We start from the raw sequence: 15947 nt of genomic DNA on the forward strand, positions 1-15947 counted from the left end.
AATGCCAGGAAAAATGTAATCAGGGAATTTTCAAACGATCACTTCAATGGCCCGGATTCGACGGTGCAAATAAAAACAGCAGACGAGAGTCACCGCGGCAAGCACGAGCGCCGCTTCGTGGTATTGCGGCTGCATCTGCCAGGAAGGTCTCAAATTTTTCGGAGGGCTGCCGAATGACCAGTGTCCCAGCAAATAGAGATCGTTCCAGAGATCAAAGAGCCGCCAGCGTTCCGAAAGTTTCAAGCCGTCGACGAACCAGGAAGCCAGCGCCTTGCCGAGAATAAATAAGGTCGTCCAGATCATCACCAGCGGCACGGTTTTGCGAAGCCAGGAGGCCAGCGCCAGCAAGAGCGAGCCGAGGACGATAGTAATTGCCCCACCGTAGATCAGAATCCCCAGAAGTAGACGCCAGGCGGTGAAGTAGTATTCCCAGGACTCGATGAAACCGTACTCGATATAGAGAGCCAAGGCCGGTAAAGTAGTCATCAAATTGATCAAGATCGCAATCGCCAGCGCTTTGCCGAGAATGTAGTGCCAACGGTGGATCGGCTTGGAAAGATAGAACGGCAGCGACCCATGAAGAAAGTCGTTGCCCACGCATATCGAGCCGGTGAAGGCCATGATGACCAGCACAATGTAACCTTCGAACCAGATCAGATTGGCGTAAGTATCTGCTGTTCCATTCAACTGAAGGCCATCTCGAAGGCTCTTCATGATGATTTCGGGATTCACCTGCCTTTGAAACAGGCCTCCCACTCTAATCGTACCGTCGGTTATCTTCTGCTCGATGAACACCTGCAGATACTGGCCGAAGAAGTAAAACAAAAACGTCAGTGTGGCCAAGCCGAACAACCACCAGAATAATTTTCTGCGAAAGATGATGGTGAGAGAGCCGCGAGCAATCGCCCAGACGCCCGTGAGAGGACCTCGAAAAGTGCCGCGCCAGGGCCGATAGCGCAATAGGCCGGCCCCCTGCTGCCCGTGAGATTGAGCGGGCGCGTTCATACTTTTCCTCCAGCTAACAGATTCTCAGTCTCGGCCCCTTCCACGGATCGCAGGAACAATTCCTCGAGCGTTTCATCGTCGGGAATTATGCCGCGCAGAACCACCTGGGATTTACGAGCCAGCTCAAAGCCCTGTTGGGGGGCCCAATCGCGGGAAACCTGAATTCGAACTTCCCCTTTGATCGTCTCATCGAGAACTTCGACGCCCTGATCGCGCAAGAAACCGGCGAATTTTTCGCGATCTCCCTGAATTTGCAACCGATATCGGTCCTGTCTTCGCGAGCAGAGTTCTTCCACCGTCCCCTGCCCCCGAATTTGACCGTTAATGAGCAGCACGACCTGATCGCAGACGGTTTCCACATCGGCGAGCAGATGAGTCGAAACGATAATCGATTTTCCGAAATCTCGTCCGATTTCCAGCATCAGTCTCAGCATCGCATCGCGGCCGGCAGGGTCGAGACCGCTGGTCGGTTCGTCCAGGAGCAGCACCGGTGGATCGTGGATCAATGCCTGGGCGAGCTTGATTCGCTGTTTCATACCGGTCGAGTATTCTTCCAGCTTGCGATAGCGGGCGTCTTCCATTTCCAGATAAGTCAGTATTTCATGGGCTCGGCGTTGAGCTTGCCGGCGGGGCATGCCGCACAATTCCCCGGCGAGTGTGACATATTCCACGCCTTTTAAGCCTGGCACAAGCGAATCGGCTTCTGACATGAAGCCGATCAATCGGCGAAGCTCCATATTTCCCTGGATATTGTTCCCGGCGCGAAGCGGGATTCCTAAAACTGTGCCGCTTCCCAAGGAAGGAGAGAGAAGCCCCATGAGGATTTTTAAAAGAGTCGATTTACCAGCCCCGTTGGGACCTAAAAGACCGATCCGACCCGGCTGCAATTCCAGCGTGATTCCCTTCAGAGCGTGATAGACCCCGAAGTGACGTTGAATCGAGTTGAGACTGATGAAATCGCTCATGGGCCCTTAGGTCGTGTAATCGGCGTTTAATCGAACGTACTCATCGGTCAGATCGCAGGTGTAGAAAGTGCATTTCCCCTCACCGAGCGTGAAAGTGAGCTTTAGGTGCACTGTTCGGTTATCGCGAAGATAGGCCGAGGCGATCTTGGCATCGAAGGGTAAAGGCCGTCCGCGTTCGTAAAGCAACGTTGGCCCCATCGTCAGGGAGAGATCCTTTTCCTCGAATATTACCCCGGAATAACCGGCCGCCGAAACCACCCTACCCCAATTGGGATCTGCCCCGAAAATGGCGGTCTTTACCAGAGCGCTATCGGCGATGGTCTTGGCAACCGTTTTCGCCTCGGCATCCGTGCGCGTTCCCACAACGTCAATGATCACCAGATGCTTCGCCCCTTCGGCATCGGAAGCGATCCCGCGCGATAATTCGGAGCAGACTTCCTGAACGGCCATGGCGAACTGCTGCAAGCGTTCACCACTCAGCGGTTCGCCTCGACCATTCGCCAGTATCAGGACGGTATCGTTGGTGGAGGTATGCCCTTCCACGCTGATGCAGTTAAATGTGTGCTCCACGGAATTTCGCAGAATCATTTGCAGATCCTTGGGATCGACGCTGGCATCGGTCATCACGAACCCGAGCATCGTGGCCATGTTGGGGCCAATCATGGCGGCCCCTTTGGCGAATCCGGTGATGCAAATGCGATCTTGCCCCAGCATCAATTTCCGAGTCGCCACCTTGATTACCGTATCTGTAGTCAGAATGGCATGGGCCGCATCGTTCAAGCCCGCTTTATCTGCGGAAAGTCTATCCACAGCCGAAGGTATACCAGCTTCCATAATCGCCATCGGCAATGGTCGGCCGATTACGCCGGTGGAGCAGACCAGGAATTGATCCGGCTGGCAACCGAGTTTGTTCGCGGCAAGTTCGGTCATACGGCGAGCATCGGCCATGCCCTGATCCCCGGTGCAGGCGTTTGCATTGCCGGAGCATATGACGATACCGTGAATTTTCGAAGAAGGAACCCGTTCGCGGCAGATATGCACGGGCGCGGCGGCCACGCGATTCTGAGTGAAAACGCCCGCGGCGGCCGCGGGGCTTTTCGAATAGATAACGGCCAAATCCCGACGATTTGGTTCGTTACGTAGCTTACTGACTATCCCGGAGTAACTGAAACCTTGGGCCAGTTGCCATTCTTCCATTCTGTAATTTCTCGCAGGTCGGACAAATTCGCCCGACAGAATCCTTTACACCACGAGTCGCACGACCCGACCTACGGAAAACGATATGACTCAGCGCTTCAGCGAATAGAGGAGCGCGGCAGAAGCGATTTTTAAGGCACTGTCGAAATCGTGTCCCATGCAGGCACTCGACTTGTGTTTTTCCAACGCGCAACCGATGTCATACTTACTGTAAATCACCACCCAGCGGCCGTTGATTTTTATCCCTTCCAGGAATGGCGGCATCGTTTCAAATTCGGCATTCGGCGAGCCATCCGGCTTTTCGGTTCGGCAGCGGACCGATTCGATCTTCGCGCCGTTGAGGGATTCGCTGAAGAGGAAATCTTCCGTGGAAATTCTCTGCAAGCGCTCGTTGGGGAAAACTTTGGCTATGAATTCACGAAAAGCGGTATCGAATTCCTTCTTCCCGCAACACGCATCCGCAAAGAGTACACCACCGGTGGTGAGAGCGCCGCGAACATTCCGCAATTCCTCATCATCGTAGGTGAATTTCTTTCTTCCGTGCATGTACAGGAAGCGATGGTCGAAAATCGCGTCGCTGTTCATGCGCACTTCGTCTTTTCGGAGGCTGATATCCAGCTTGGCGGAATCACGCAGATACGCGGCCAGTTGTCGCATGGCTTGAGGGGCGGGCTGCCAGTCGCCATCGTGCCGCAGTTGACCGATCTGCAGCGAATCGCGGGGAATGACTTTATCGTCCTTCACATCCAGAATCTTCTTGCGCGTCAAACGAGGTTGCGGAGCTTCCAAACCGGTAGCGTAGGCGATGATGTTACCCGCCAGCTGATAGGCCATGTTGCCTCGTTCTAGGCCGACGGCGTTTTTGGCTTCCGCGGCATTGGCCGGATCGTATTTGCTTTCTTCCCAATAGCCCGCGAGCGGGGCCGGGCTGAACATTACGATGGTCTTGCAGCCGCGTTCAATGCCTTCGAGTGGTGGATCGAAGTAGTTCGGTTTCACGACCTTGTGTGCCGTCCAGACCGGGTGATCGGCCCGCAAAGGCATCAAGGGGCTGTCCGGGTAGATCTTGGCCATCAGTTCGTGGAATCCATTGGTGAATTCTTTGGAACCGCAGCAGGCATGGCCGAAAACGAACCCCCCTTCCTCGATGTAGCGTTTTAATATTTCGATCTGTTTATCGGTCAATTCCGGCTTTTTGTGCCCTGTGATGTAGAGAATCGGCGATTGCACCAGCGCGGAGAGCTCTTGATCGAAGACTTCTTTATCTGGGAGATTGGTTTTCCGGCAATCAAAAGTTTGCCAAGCCAGCGGAATATTTTTGAAAAGTTCCCGACTGGAGTATTCAACGAGGTGCCGCGAATCACTGCGTTTGTTGTTCCAGGAGTTTTCATCGCCGTTGCGGGCGTTGAAAGCGAGTTTCGAAATCAAGATGGGCGTGCGGCCCTTGGACAGAAACAACAGTGCGAAACTCGTACTTAGCACCTTGCTCCCATCGACCCCGCCCGAAGGAGAGCCCCAGGAACCATCGGGTCGCTGGGCGAAATCGACGAACATCGGATTCTGTCCCACCAGTATCTCGCACCCTTCACGATACCAGTCGTGATCTCCGATGAAGCGCTGACCCGATAACCGGCCCACCCGTTCGAGACCGTAGATGTTGTAGAAGCTATGCATTCCGGAACGAAAGCTGAAGTGGCCGTTAACGCTCATCCAGCGTAGTCCTCGGGCAATCGCTTCACTTTCGTCGTAGACGCCGCAATTCTTGGCAATCCCGGTTTTGGGGTCGAAATCCTGTTTGCTGACATCCAGCTGTTCCCCAGCGATGATTAACCCGGAAATCCCGGCCGGGGTCATGGTCTGTCGATTATCGTGCCCCTTCTCTCTCGTGTAGTAAGTCCAGAAGCCCTGATCGACTCCTTCTTGGCGCTGAGCCTGTTCGTAAAATTCCTTGATCTCATCCCAGACTTTGGGTTCGATGGTGACGCCCGCTTTTTTGGCCGCATAGAGCCCGAGCATGGCGTACTGAGTATTGGAGCCGTCTCCTTGAGACAGGGAATTGTTCCCGTAGCTCCACCCATCAAGCTTGCCGTTGACACGGACTCGGTAGGCTAAAAGTTTCTTGACATTTTCCTGCATCAGGTCCAGATCCCTGGGATCTTTCAATTCCGCCAGGGCCATCGTTTGAAGTGCGATGACATAAGTGGAAGTGCTTCGCAGGGATCGGAGATAATCGACGGAACGCTGGATGACCGGATCTTTCGGGTCAACCCCGGCGGTGAGCAACGCCAGCATGGTCAGCGTGGTGAAACCTCCCTGAAATGCGAGGGATAACTCATTGTTTTCCCAGTTCCAGGTTTTATTGCCTCGATCAGACTGGGCTTTTTTGAGAAACAGGATACCGCGATCTATGGCATCGCGGACTTTATCCGCGAGAGGTTCTTCCACTTTTTTGGCTTGTGCGGCGGCTCGCCCCGCCCCGGTGAGGAGCAAGGTGGTCGTCAGCAGGGCTGCAACGAGTTTTCGACCCGGCATTAATCGGAATTTGAGCATAATTCCCTGCCTCCAGCAAAGACTTGGTGTTTCCAACAGGTTCCTTCGTTATTGTCCGCTTCAAATTTGAAACGTACAAACCGATTTCAATTTTTATTATTAAAAAGCAAAAATAATCGTTCGCTCGAAACCCCGAGTAACCCTCGACGTATGCTGTTACTTCCCGACGGTCATTCGATATGGCTTCCAGTAATCCCCCTGGATCGCATCAGGCGTCTCGTGAATCAGCAGTAGAAATGCCAGCGAAATCAACAACTGGCTCAAAGCGATCAGCACTAAGAACCATCGACCGGGTCCGAAACGCAAGCCCACGTAACCGAGACTGACGTACATCAAAGGAAAAGTGAGCAGCATATAGTGGCGATGCACGGGCAGAAGACTCAAGGTGAATATCAGCCCGAAGCCGAGGGCCCCGGCCAAGATCGTAAAACGCGTCGGGGATGCGGGATCGCGAAGCAGGGAACCTAAATCTTTTCGAAGCGAATACACTTTATTCCCCCCCTTCCAAACAAAATATCCCATAGCTAACCCAAGAAAAACATGCAGTGCTCCGATGAGATATGTCGGAAACCCGGCCACCCTCGGTCCTGCAAGAAATCTCGGGAAGTCTTTATCCAGGGAGTAGCTCAGGCTGAAACCAAAAGCTTCGGATATCCAGCGCGTCCAGAATTTGAATTCGAAAGCGTTTCCTGGTTTCCGCTGACTAATCGGATTGATGGCCATCGTTTCAAAAGCGTATCGCAACCAGGGAACCAGTAAAAGCAGGCCGATGCTGCTGCCAATGACCCAGTAAAGCCAGCGTGCCGAGTTTCTCTGAAACAAAAATACCCATAGAGCGAAGCCCAAGGACACAAACATCCCGGCCGGATGAATCTGTGCAAGTAATAATCCGCTCAATCCCCAGCAGAAGGCGCCAATCCGGCTCGAACGATACCAAAATGCCATGGTGAAGAGCATCACGAAGAGTGGAGCGATCGACGGGGGCCAGATTTTTCTCTGGAGTACCACAGCGAGGGGATTCACTGCAGCGAAAACGCTTCCCCAGAGCCAGTATTCTCGCTCCGGTCTCGGTACGCAAAATAGGCCAAAGATTGCGACCAGGAGTACAGCCGCACAATTCGTGAGTTGACAGGCCCGGGCCAACTCCAACGGTGTACGAGTCTGAAAGAGCCAGGCGAGTGCCTCAAAAATGTAGACGGTACCACTGGGATGGCGAAGATCGTAACTGGTGGGCATGCCAAGCCAGGGATGCGGATCGTTAGGATCGGTGGCCAAAGTCCTATGGAAGGTCCAGGCTTCGTCTCCCTTATACTCGATGTCCTCAACCCAGACCAAACGAAGAAAGACGCCCGCACAAAGAGCGAACACCAAGCCGAGAATGGCCCAAGCGCTAAGACGTCCCTGCAAACTCTGTCGTGGTAAATCCATTCAGAAACGGTATGGGATTGGCATCGGCGCGGCTAATTCTGAGTATGAGCTTTTCGCACGTGATCGGCGGCCAGTTCGACCGGTAGATGCCAGCCGCAGTCATCGCAGGCCGGCAGTTTTTCGTAACAGTTCTTGCAATAGAGCGGGCCGCCATGCAGAAATTGTTCCAAGCGTTTGCGATCCGTTTTGGCAATCCCTTCCGATTTCATGGGGAAAGGTTCGTCGCCACCGCACTTCTCGCAGGGGTGGGTGTTATTGTCGGTTATGACCTGCTTGTAGTGGTTGTGGATTCCGCACGGCACCACCCCAGTGCCGGAACAAAGCGGGCATTCCATTCCGAATTGCGCGACAATCGCTTTTCGAATGAAGTCGCTTTTGTTGGGCAACTTATTCAAAAAATCCGCGAGATCCTCTTCGACCTTAAAAGCGACGATCTGAGTCTTATTAGTTTTTCTCGCCATCCGCTTGTTCCCTCTTCCTTACTCCCATTCTACTAATCGAAGCCAATAATCAACGTTTCGAGGACTATTCGAGATGCTCAGAAGTTCGAAAAAATGTCCAACTGCCCAGCCAATTCGAACGCGGATTCCTGCCAGTAGATTGCGGACTTTATAACCATCTGTCTTTTCGGGTAAAATACTCTCAAAAACAAAAATTGAGATCGCGCCGAAACTGCCGAATTTGCACTGGAAATAGTGAAGCGATTACCCCTGCTTCTAGACAATTTCTCTGCCAGAATAGACTTCGCCCGATGGGCCTATCTATAATTCCGGTGGTAATATTGACCCACACAATAGTGAACAGACGGTATGTTTCTCAAGACGGCTCAAATTGTCGATTGTACCGAGGCAGAAGGACCTGGTAGGCGTTTCGCGATCTGGACCCAAGGCTGCCCACTTCATTGTCCCGGATGCTGCAATCCGGAATTTATACCTGAAACTGGCGGCACCCTGCTTTCAATTGAAGAAATTGTGAAGCAGGTGGAACTGGCCCACCAGAAACATCGAATCGAAGGGGTCACATTCCTCGGGGGGGAACCTCTGGCCCAACTGGAATCGGTGGCCGCGTTAGCTTCGGAAATTAAGATTCGCAATCTCAGCGTTGTAGTTTTCAGCGGCTATACGATCGAAGAGATCCAATCCAGATTGAATCCCGCCGCGCAGCAGCTATTATCGGTTACAGATATTTTGATCGATGGTCGTTATCTGAAAGATCAGCCGGATACCAAACGCCGCTGGATTGGCTCTACGAATCAGAGAATCCATTTTTTAACCGATCGCTACAAGCCGAATGATTCCTATTGGCAGAAATCGAATACACTGGAGATTCGGGTATCTGGCAATGAACTCTCGGTGAATGGTTTCCCCTCAATCGGCGGAAAAGCCTTATGGAGAAGACCCAAGCCCCTGTCGGAATGAATCTGGCCTCTCCGGTCCAAATTGATGCATTTGAAGCAAGACTAATTACGCTGGCTCGACTGCCGTTCCCGGTAGCCGCCAGCCAGCAATTTCGCAAGTATTTGCAAACCCCTTCCTTCTTACATCGGCGATTCACCTCCGACACCAGCAAATTGTTGAAGGACTCCTTGCGTAAAGGTTGCGCTTCGTCGCTGGCACGACTGGGCGGCTGGAAAAATGAAAAGGCTTGGAACGAATCGCTCCCGCCCGGACCCGTCTGGAAGCGCAATGAGAGGCAGAGTTTAAGTCTGCACTTCTCAAGTCGATTACCGGAAATCCTGGTTCAATTCACAGCCTTGGGAATTGGCCAGTTCGAATCGCAGAAGGCCATCACGTCGAAGGAGTTGTCTCCCGGGGACCTGCTCTATTTTTTCCTGTTCTATCGCCAGGCGCGGCCGGAAAAGGAAGTCATGGCCGTTCTGCTAAGATTACCGTTATTTCAGCAGAATCCGCTCGTTCAGCTTGCCTACCCGACCGACTTTCAGGAGTATCCAGAAGATGTTATCAGTGACTGGGAGCCGTGGATGCGCGGCCAATACGCCATGATCCTGGATGCGTTGCAAGGCTATTTGAGTGAGGAGTGGCTGAAAGCGGAAAAGGCCAAGAGTAGTATCCACTCCTGGGAGAATATGAAAAGGCTGGGTTCGGTGTATGAAAAGTTATTCGATGGATATTTAAAAGCGGTCGAGAGCTCCGGCCGATGGGATCTGGCCCGATTTCTGTTAAGGATGCTGAATTCCCTCTTCCAGTACCAATCTCTCTCACTCGAATTCTGGATAGAACAGTTGAAGGATCAAGATATTCCGACAAAACTGTCGGATCGCTTGCTGGTCCATCGTCAGGCGATAGTAGTCCCGAGAGTTCTAGAGCGAATGCGGCAGTGGACCGAAAGGGCTAGAGCTGTGGCGTTTTTCGAAGAAGATTATTCGAAAGCGCAGTGGTGGCTGCGAGAATGGGAAGAACATAATGGACCGCGACTGGTAGAATATGTTCGAAGGTTGACCCAGGAGGCGGAACCGCTCCGCCTCGGGAGTGGTGCAACCCGGGAGAAGCCAGCATGAGCAGAGCCTACCGGATCAGTTTGCGAGAGAGCAGTAAACGCGACATTAGCGCATCGGATGAAATTTGCGCGGAACTCGAACTTCTGGAAATTCTCCCCGCCGAGCAGATGCGAGCGCTTTTGCAGGAAGAACTCCTCCAACGTGGTTTCACCCAGCAAGGAGAAATCCTCGTTCGGCAGAAACAGGGGTTAAATATTGAAGTGAATCCCAAGACCGGCGAGGTGAAAGTCGGCGCGGTGCACTCCTCCGAGGTCGAAGTGGAATCGGAACGGGACTGTCTGGGATTCGATGACCTGGGGCCTTCGCAAGAAGAGTTGAAAGCCAGACTTAAAAAAGAGATTGCGGCCGATCTGGAAAATAAGCTCGGCGAAGAGCAGAAGCGACTGCAGGAATTGACCAGCGAAAAGCTGGAAAAATCGGTTCAGAAAACCTCGGAGGAACTCGACCGGATCGTCAACGCCGTCACTCGGGCGGCCCTCAAGAAAAAAGCGGCCAGTATGGGCCAGATTCAAGAGATTAGCGAAGATCCCGAAACGGGTTCACTCACCATCAAGCTCGAAGTCTAACACATGTCTTTGATTTCCGAAAAAGAACTCGCCGTCGAGCTGAAAACGGAGCAATCCGTGGAAGCGGCTTACAGCCGCGAACTGGTTCAGGTGACTGCCGATCTGCGGCGTGGCCTGCCGACTCTAATCGAGTGCGACAAAGAGCTGGCCCCTTTTGTTTTCCTGCAAATCCGAAACCGGCTCAAGGAGTTTTCCCTGAAATGCCAGTATCTGGATGGCCGGCAGCCCGCGACTTCCGAAGGCGGTATGACCGTCGGCTTATTGGCCAGCATACTCAACCAACTTCGCGAGGCGGTTCGCGGCGCCACCGAGCAGAAGGTCCTTATCCTTCCTCATCTGGATCTGCTGACCACCTCTCAGGGGGGCCTGACCTCCGAAGCTCGCGAAGCCGTGGTGCTGCTCTACGAAAATCCGAACATTGTCTGTCTGGGATTTAAAGACCCTTCCTTCCCATTACCGCGCGTGATTGAGAATCTTTTCCCCAGACGCGTGAATCTGCTGGGAATTCCTCGCGATCGCCTGCGCTACCTGATCACGCAAAAGGAGAGCCGCAAGTTCGGCCGGGAGTTAAATCCTTGGGCGCTTTACAAATATGTTTCCGGTATGAACGCCGTGAGATTGCGACGCGTACTGAGTACCCTGGAAGGCGAAGATTATCCCACCGATCCGCGCAAAGCCTACAGTGAAATCCGCTCTGCTACGCTCGCTGGTTCACTGGAGATGCCGGAAGTCGATTTGAATCGCGATATCGGCGGCTATGCCAAGGTGAAAACCCGTTTACAACGAGAAATTCTGGATCTTTTGCTTCGCCGGGAACGCGCCGAGAGTGAGGAGGCTGCCAGCCGTTTGGAGGAACTAATTCCGCGCGGTCTGATTTTCTGGGGACCGCCCGGCACCGGCAAAACCTTTTTTGCAAAAGCGATGGCAACCGCCATCGGCGCGGCCATCACCATCGTCTCCGGTCCGGAACTCAAGAGCAAATGGGTCGGGGAATCGGAGGAGAATCTCAGGTTGATTTTCCACAAAGCCCGCCAGGCTGCTCCATCCATTATCGTCTTCGACGAGCTGGATTCCTTCGCTTCCTCGCGAGGTACCTACTCCGGCAGCGGCGTGGAACACTCGATGGTCAATCAGCTTTTGACGGAAATGGATGGATTCCACAAGGACGAACTGGTCTTCATCGTCGGGACCACGAACTTTGTGGAAGCGCTCGACCCGGCCCTGCTGCGCCCCGGCCGCTTTGAGTTCCATCTTCATATCCCCTACCCCGATGCTGAGGATCGCCGGGCAATTCTGAAGATTTACGATCAGAAAATGAACCTGCAGTTTACCGAGGCGGCTTTGGAAATGGCCGTTAAGCGAACGGGCGATTTCGTTGAAGGCACGGCGGATGATACTCGGTTCAGCGGCGACCACATCAACGCCTTGTGTCGATCCATTGCACGAATTAGGCTGCGGGAAAATAAAACTGGCCCGACCGCTGCCAGCGAGATCGAACAGGCGCTGATGGAATATGTGGATACTCCCAAGCTATCGGCTCAGGAAGAACTCGTGGTGGCCACCCACGAATCGGGCCATGCGGTATGTGCCCTATTCTGCCCGAACTCCCCGCCCATCGAGCGAATCACGATTCAAAGCGACTCCGCTCGAGCTCTGGGCTACGTTCGCTATCAGGATCGCAATAATCGCTTTGTCGTCACTCGCAATGAATTACTCGATGACATCTGCGTTCTGCTCGGTGGTCGCGAAGCCGAATCGTTACTGCTGGAGGACCTTTCGATTGGTTCGAGCGATGACTTGAAGCGAGCCACCAGTTTGGCGCGTTATCTCGTCGAAGAAATCGGCATGGGAGGCGACGAAGTCGGCGTGGTGCGCTACATGGAAGACTTCCGGCAAGGTGCCACTCGCTGGTCGTCGCTTTCTGAGGAGCAAAAACAGATCCTGGATCGCCGGGTGAAAGAGATACTCAAGGAATCGCTACAGCGGGCGGCGGCGATTCTCCGCGAAAATCGCGCTCTGCTGTTATCCTTGCGCGACCTGCTTTTGGATAAAAAAGTCATCGATTCGAAAACTCTGCAGGAACTAAAAAAATAATGGCGGAATTGACCATAGAACTGCGACGCGATCCGTCTTCTGGAAAGCACGACATCCTGATCCATCTGAAATCGGATGAGGATGCGCTGCCCCACGAGCACGAGCAGATGCATCGCGAGATGGTCGAAAAAATAATCGGTAAAGGAAAAGTGGGTAAAGTGATCGTTCAGCGCGAGACCGAAAAAATTTCCGGAGACAATCCGAGTCACTCCCAACCTTCCTCTTCGGAACCGCAGGGGCAGACGGGATGATTCTCGTTTTTCGCACAGAAGCGATTCTCCGCCAGGCGCTGAAATTGAATCTGCTTCCCGAAGCGATGCTTCAGGGGCCACTGAAATACCAACGATCTCCCGAGGGAGTGCTCCGGCTGGAGACACTCAAGAAGCATTTCAAAAAGAAATCACTCGATCAACTCTACCCGCTCGGCGTTTCAGTCGAAGACGATTTTCCGGCGGAGGAAATACTCACCACATCGCAGATTTGGCTACTGCTGAATCTGGAAGCGGCTCCTCAGGAGATAGCGCAAGTTGCCGACGGAGCGATTCTGTTTGAATTGGATGTTTTGCACGAAGCCCAGATCGTTCCCGAACTTCTCCGACTCGGTAACGACCGCATCGGCTACTTTCCCTCCCGCTTCGAGGGGGAAATCGTGTTCTTTCGAGTGCAATCGCCGCCATTTTATACGCTCTTGCGAACGGTGGAGTCTCAACCGGGAATCTGTCGATCCTATTATGAAGCTGCTCCGAACTGCTGGGTGCGAGTCGGCTATCGCTTCGAGTTCGCCAAACGGATTCGGATTACCGCGGAGGAATTGCTTCTGGTGAACCCGGGCCGGGATTATCGCCGGATTCCCAAGGAACCTTTGATTGATGTTTACGAACGTCTGGAGTTCGAAATCTCCGGGGTGCCGCAGCCGATCCAGATCGAGAAAGTCGCCGAGAAAATCCGCATCCCGCTCCGACTGACCGATGCGGACGCGGAAAGCGACACCTCCTTGTGGGTATTCCGCGGAAAGGAAATTTCCGCTTTCGAGCAGTGGGTTCAGGGGGAGAACGAAGCGACGCTAGCCCGCTTTCTTTTCGGATTGGGGAAAGCGGAAAGTGATCCCGTCATCATCGTTCAAGCCCGGCCGACGAAGGATTTCGTTCCGTTGCTTCCGGAGTTTCCCTGCGAGCGTTATCGCACTTATTGGAAGCTTCCCAACCTTTTTTTGCCCGTCGGAAAGCGCTTGCAGCCGATTCTGCGAAGAGATCGCATTCGGGAATTACTCCTGGGAAATTCCCAGGAATTGGTCTGGTTAAAAGCGCTGCCCGATAACAATTTTCAGCTCGAATCAATTCACGAATCGTCCTTTTACCCGCTTAACGATTGGGTGGAATATGTGCTCTATCGGGAACGGCAGTCGCTCACCGAGTGGATGAACAGTTTCACGTTCGATTTCGAGGATTACCGGCTGATTGAGGAGAATTCCAGCAGACCCAAGCCACCCGATCGTGCTCCGGAAGTCAAAACAGAACAGAAAAAAGCAAGCCCGATTGTTCCGAAAGTAGAGATCGTCCAGAAATTTCTCGCAGAGGAAATCGCACCGGTTGTACCGCAGGAGGAGCCGGAGAAAAACGCCTTAAAACTGGAGCTGCAACGTTTAGAGAAAGCCTTCCTGACGTTGGAAAGTCCGATCGAATCTGAAGATCGGCAGAGGCTCTGGCCGCAAATCGCGGAATTGTGTGCGGCTCTGAATGAAGTGCAGGACGCCGGCTTATGCTGGGTCAATGCCGCCTGGCAGCTTCCAGAAATACCTGCCGAGTGGCTGGGAATGTGGAAGAATGCGGAACACCGCGTCTCTTGGGACCCGGAAGATCGGTGGAAGAATCCACTCCCGGAAAATCCGAGTGCGAGCGAGTTGCGTATGCTGGCCGTGGAGGTGCTGGCTGCACTCAGTTCGCCTGTCGTTTCGACCTCGATTTCAGCTCGATTAACGGAGTTGATGAGCTACTTCGAAAAATACGATTCTCTCCTGTCTGTACGAACCGCTTGGCTTCTTTGGCAAAAAATGCTCACCGTCGCCGGCAAGGATATTCTGCGGCTGGCCAAAGTGCGGGATCGCCTCCTGGAGCGGTTGCGAATTTCCGGGCTCAATCTCGAAAAAGACCTGCCGATGTTTCTCCGCTACGGGGAGGACAAGGAAGGTGAACGCCTGCGTGGAGTCCGTTCGAATCTCGAAACGCTTCGGGACAACGTTCGAAACTGGCACAAGGATACGTTGGCTGTCAACGAGCCATACATTGATCTCGTCTTTGCCTTTGGCATGGCCAGATTGGGCCAGGAAACTACCGCGCAGGAGTACGTGCAGAAGGCCAGCCAGAAATTAGCCCATCGGGAGATCGTAAGTAAACCGAAGAGCAAAAAGGATCTGGTCGGTCCCTTTTTGCTGAAAGCCTTCTCGTACCGAATCGAACAAGCGATTGAACGGAAGCCGACCAATAATCTTTTCCCGGAAGAATTTGTCCTGGAACTGCTCGCGATTCAGGCTCAGTCCTCAACCGGGAATTCGCTGAGTAGTACCGAGTTCTATTCAATCGAACGATTTTTCGAACTCTCCTGGATACTATCTCCCAACGGCGCTCCCGATCCTTATCGCAAGAGCAAAGAGCAGAAGCCACTCCTGTTGGAACTCGACAAGCTATTGGAATTGCGAAATCCGGAACGGATGGTCGAACGATTCAAGACGCTTCAGACTGAAGCCAGTCGACAGAAAGACAAGATCTATCGAGAATTGTTGTTATTCGCAAAATCGCTGCCGCTGGCCGCCGGCATGGGCGAAGAGTTCGCCGTGCGAATCCTCAATCAGGTCCCCAAACTTTGGGACGAGTTGAGAGCAGTGCCGGAAACCCTCGCCAGTGAGTACAAAATCTACGCCGGGGAAAATGAGATCGCCTTGTTGCAGCAGGCCTTACTTCTGGCCGCCCATTTCAACCAGGTGGCACTGGCTAAAGAATTATTTTTGCGGCTATCGAATCACCTCAAAAAGTTAAACCCGGCCAATCTCTACACTTCGGCTCAGAAAATTGCTCGGAGTGTGGTGCGCGGTTTGCGAAAGTTGGGATTGCGCGAGGAACTGAAGAAATTCATCGAACAGGTTTACGCTCAGCTGGTTCCCAAAGGAGACCTCGCCCAGGCCCGGGTGTCCAGTGGAAAGGACTGGCCCGATGCCTTAACGGCTCTGCTGGCCATCGCGGAGGCTTGGGAAGCCATGAATCTTCGCGAACAGGCTCTGCCGATCTTTCAGGAAGCGAGAAACTATTTATTCGACGAGAAGTCCGCGGCTCAGGCATTGAAATATACACTGGTGGCGCGAAGCTATGTTGCGGCTTTAAGTCAATTGCCCGCTGCGAAAATGTTCGAACGGATCGCAGAACTCTTCAGCCGGCTCGCTCCACTCCCGAATACGCAGACGCCGTCTCCTTTTTACTCCCGCCTGCACTTGTTGATTCTGGAGGAGACGATTCGAACATTGATCGGTGAGAATCAGGCGATCAGCCCCGAAGTAAGACGCTGGCTGGAAGACGATGAATTCCTGGTTCGCCAGAGAATTCATCGAGATATGCAAAAAGCCCTTCAATAGCA

At 53.2% G+C, this 15947-nt stretch carries 12 protein-coding genes; 6 read left to right on the forward strand and 6 right to left on the reverse strand.

Annotated features, from left to right (window positions below):
- Nucleotides 1-30: 30 nt before the first annotated feature.
- The 6 genes from KIH39_RS07085 to KIH39_RS07110 form a co-directional block, all read right to left on the reverse strand.
- Complete coding sequence (locus KIH39_RS07085; protein ID WP_213498591.1) at nt 31-1005, reverse strand: ABC transporter permease subunit; 975 nt, start codon at nt 1003-1005, stop codon at nt 31-33.
- Nucleotides 1002-1970 carry an ABC transporter ATP-binding protein gene (locus KIH39_RS07090; protein ID WP_213498592.1) on the reverse strand — a complete coding sequence of 323 codons (969 nt, stop codon included), beginning with the start codon at nt 1968-1970 and terminating at the stop codon, nt 1002-1004. Before KIH39_RS07090 ends, KIH39_RS07085 begins: the two co-directional genes overlap by 4 nt.
- Before the next feature lie 6 nt (nt 1971-1976).
- Nucleotides 1977-3167 (reverse strand): bifunctional glutamate N-acetyltransferase/amino-acid acetyltransferase ArgJ, encoded by a 1191-nt coding sequence (argJ, locus tag KIH39_RS07095; protein WP_213498594.1) that lies wholly within the window; start codon nt 3165-3167, stop codon nt 1977-1979.
- A gap of 90 nt (nt 3168-3257) precedes the next feature.
- The gene (locus KIH39_RS07100; RefSeq protein WP_246539584.1) at nt 3258-5717 is read right to left on the reverse strand and encodes a DUF4159 domain-containing protein; all 2460 of its coding nucleotides are present in this window, start codon (nt 5715-5717) and stop codon (nt 3258-3260) included.
- A 156-nt stretch (nt 5718-5873) separates the two neighbouring features.
- A complete protein-coding gene (locus tag KIH39_RS07105) occupies nt 5874-7145 on the reverse strand; it encodes a hypothetical protein (protein WP_213498596.1) in 1272 nt (423 codons plus the stop codon).
- A 32-nt stretch (nt 7146-7177) separates the two neighbouring features.
- Nucleotides 7178-7606, reverse strand: a complete 429-nt coding sequence (locus KIH39_RS07110; protein WP_213498597.1) for a hypothetical protein — start codon at nt 7604-7606, stop codon at nt 7178-7180.
- Between the two features lie 348 nt (nt 7607-7954).
- Between KIH39_RS07110 and KIH39_RS07115 the strand changes: the two genes are divergently transcribed.
- Genes KIH39_RS07115 through KIH39_RS07140 form a run of 6 tightly spaced genes read left to right on the forward strand, consistent with a single transcriptional unit; the run spans nt 7955 to nt 15945 of the window.
- Nucleotides 7955-8563, forward strand: a complete 609-nt coding sequence (locus KIH39_RS07115) for a 4Fe-4S single cluster domain-containing protein (RefSeq protein ID WP_213498599.1) — start codon at nt 7955-7957, stop codon at nt 8561-8563.
- Nucleotides 8533-9663, forward strand: a complete 1131-nt coding sequence (locus KIH39_RS07120) for a hypothetical protein (RefSeq protein ID WP_213498601.1) — start codon at nt 8533-8535, stop codon at nt 9661-9663. Before KIH39_RS07115 ends, KIH39_RS07120 begins: the two co-directional genes overlap by 31 nt.
- The gene (locus KIH39_RS07125) at nt 9660-10229 is read left to right on the forward strand and encodes a hypothetical protein (RefSeq protein ID WP_213498602.1); all 570 of its coding nucleotides are present in this window, start codon (nt 9660-9662) and stop codon (nt 10227-10229) included. The genes KIH39_RS07120 and KIH39_RS07125 overlap by 4 nt, the downstream gene beginning before the upstream one ends.
- A 3-nt stretch (nt 10230-10232) precedes the next feature.
- Nucleotides 10233-12323, forward strand: a complete 2091-nt coding sequence (locus tag KIH39_RS07130; RefSeq protein ID WP_213498604.1) for an AAA family ATPase — start codon at nt 10233-10235, stop codon at nt 12321-12323.
- A complete protein-coding gene (locus tag KIH39_RS07135) occupies nt 12323-12574 on the forward strand; it encodes a hypothetical protein (protein WP_213498605.1) in 252 nt (83 codons plus the stop codon). The genes KIH39_RS07130 and KIH39_RS07135 overlap by 1 nt, the downstream gene beginning before the upstream one ends.
- Complete coding sequence (locus KIH39_RS07140; RefSeq protein WP_213498606.1) at nt 12571-15945, forward strand: hypothetical protein; 3375 nt, start codon at nt 12571-12573, stop codon at nt 15943-15945. The genes KIH39_RS07135 and KIH39_RS07140 overlap by 4 nt, the downstream gene beginning before the upstream one ends.
- Nucleotides 15946-15947 lie beyond the last annotated feature (2 nt).

The sequence above is a fragment of the Telmatocola sphagniphila genome, assembly GCF_018398935.1.
Taxonomy (GTDB): Bacteria; Planctomycetota; Planctomycetia; order Gemmatales; family Gemmataceae; genus Telmatocola; species Telmatocola sphagniphila.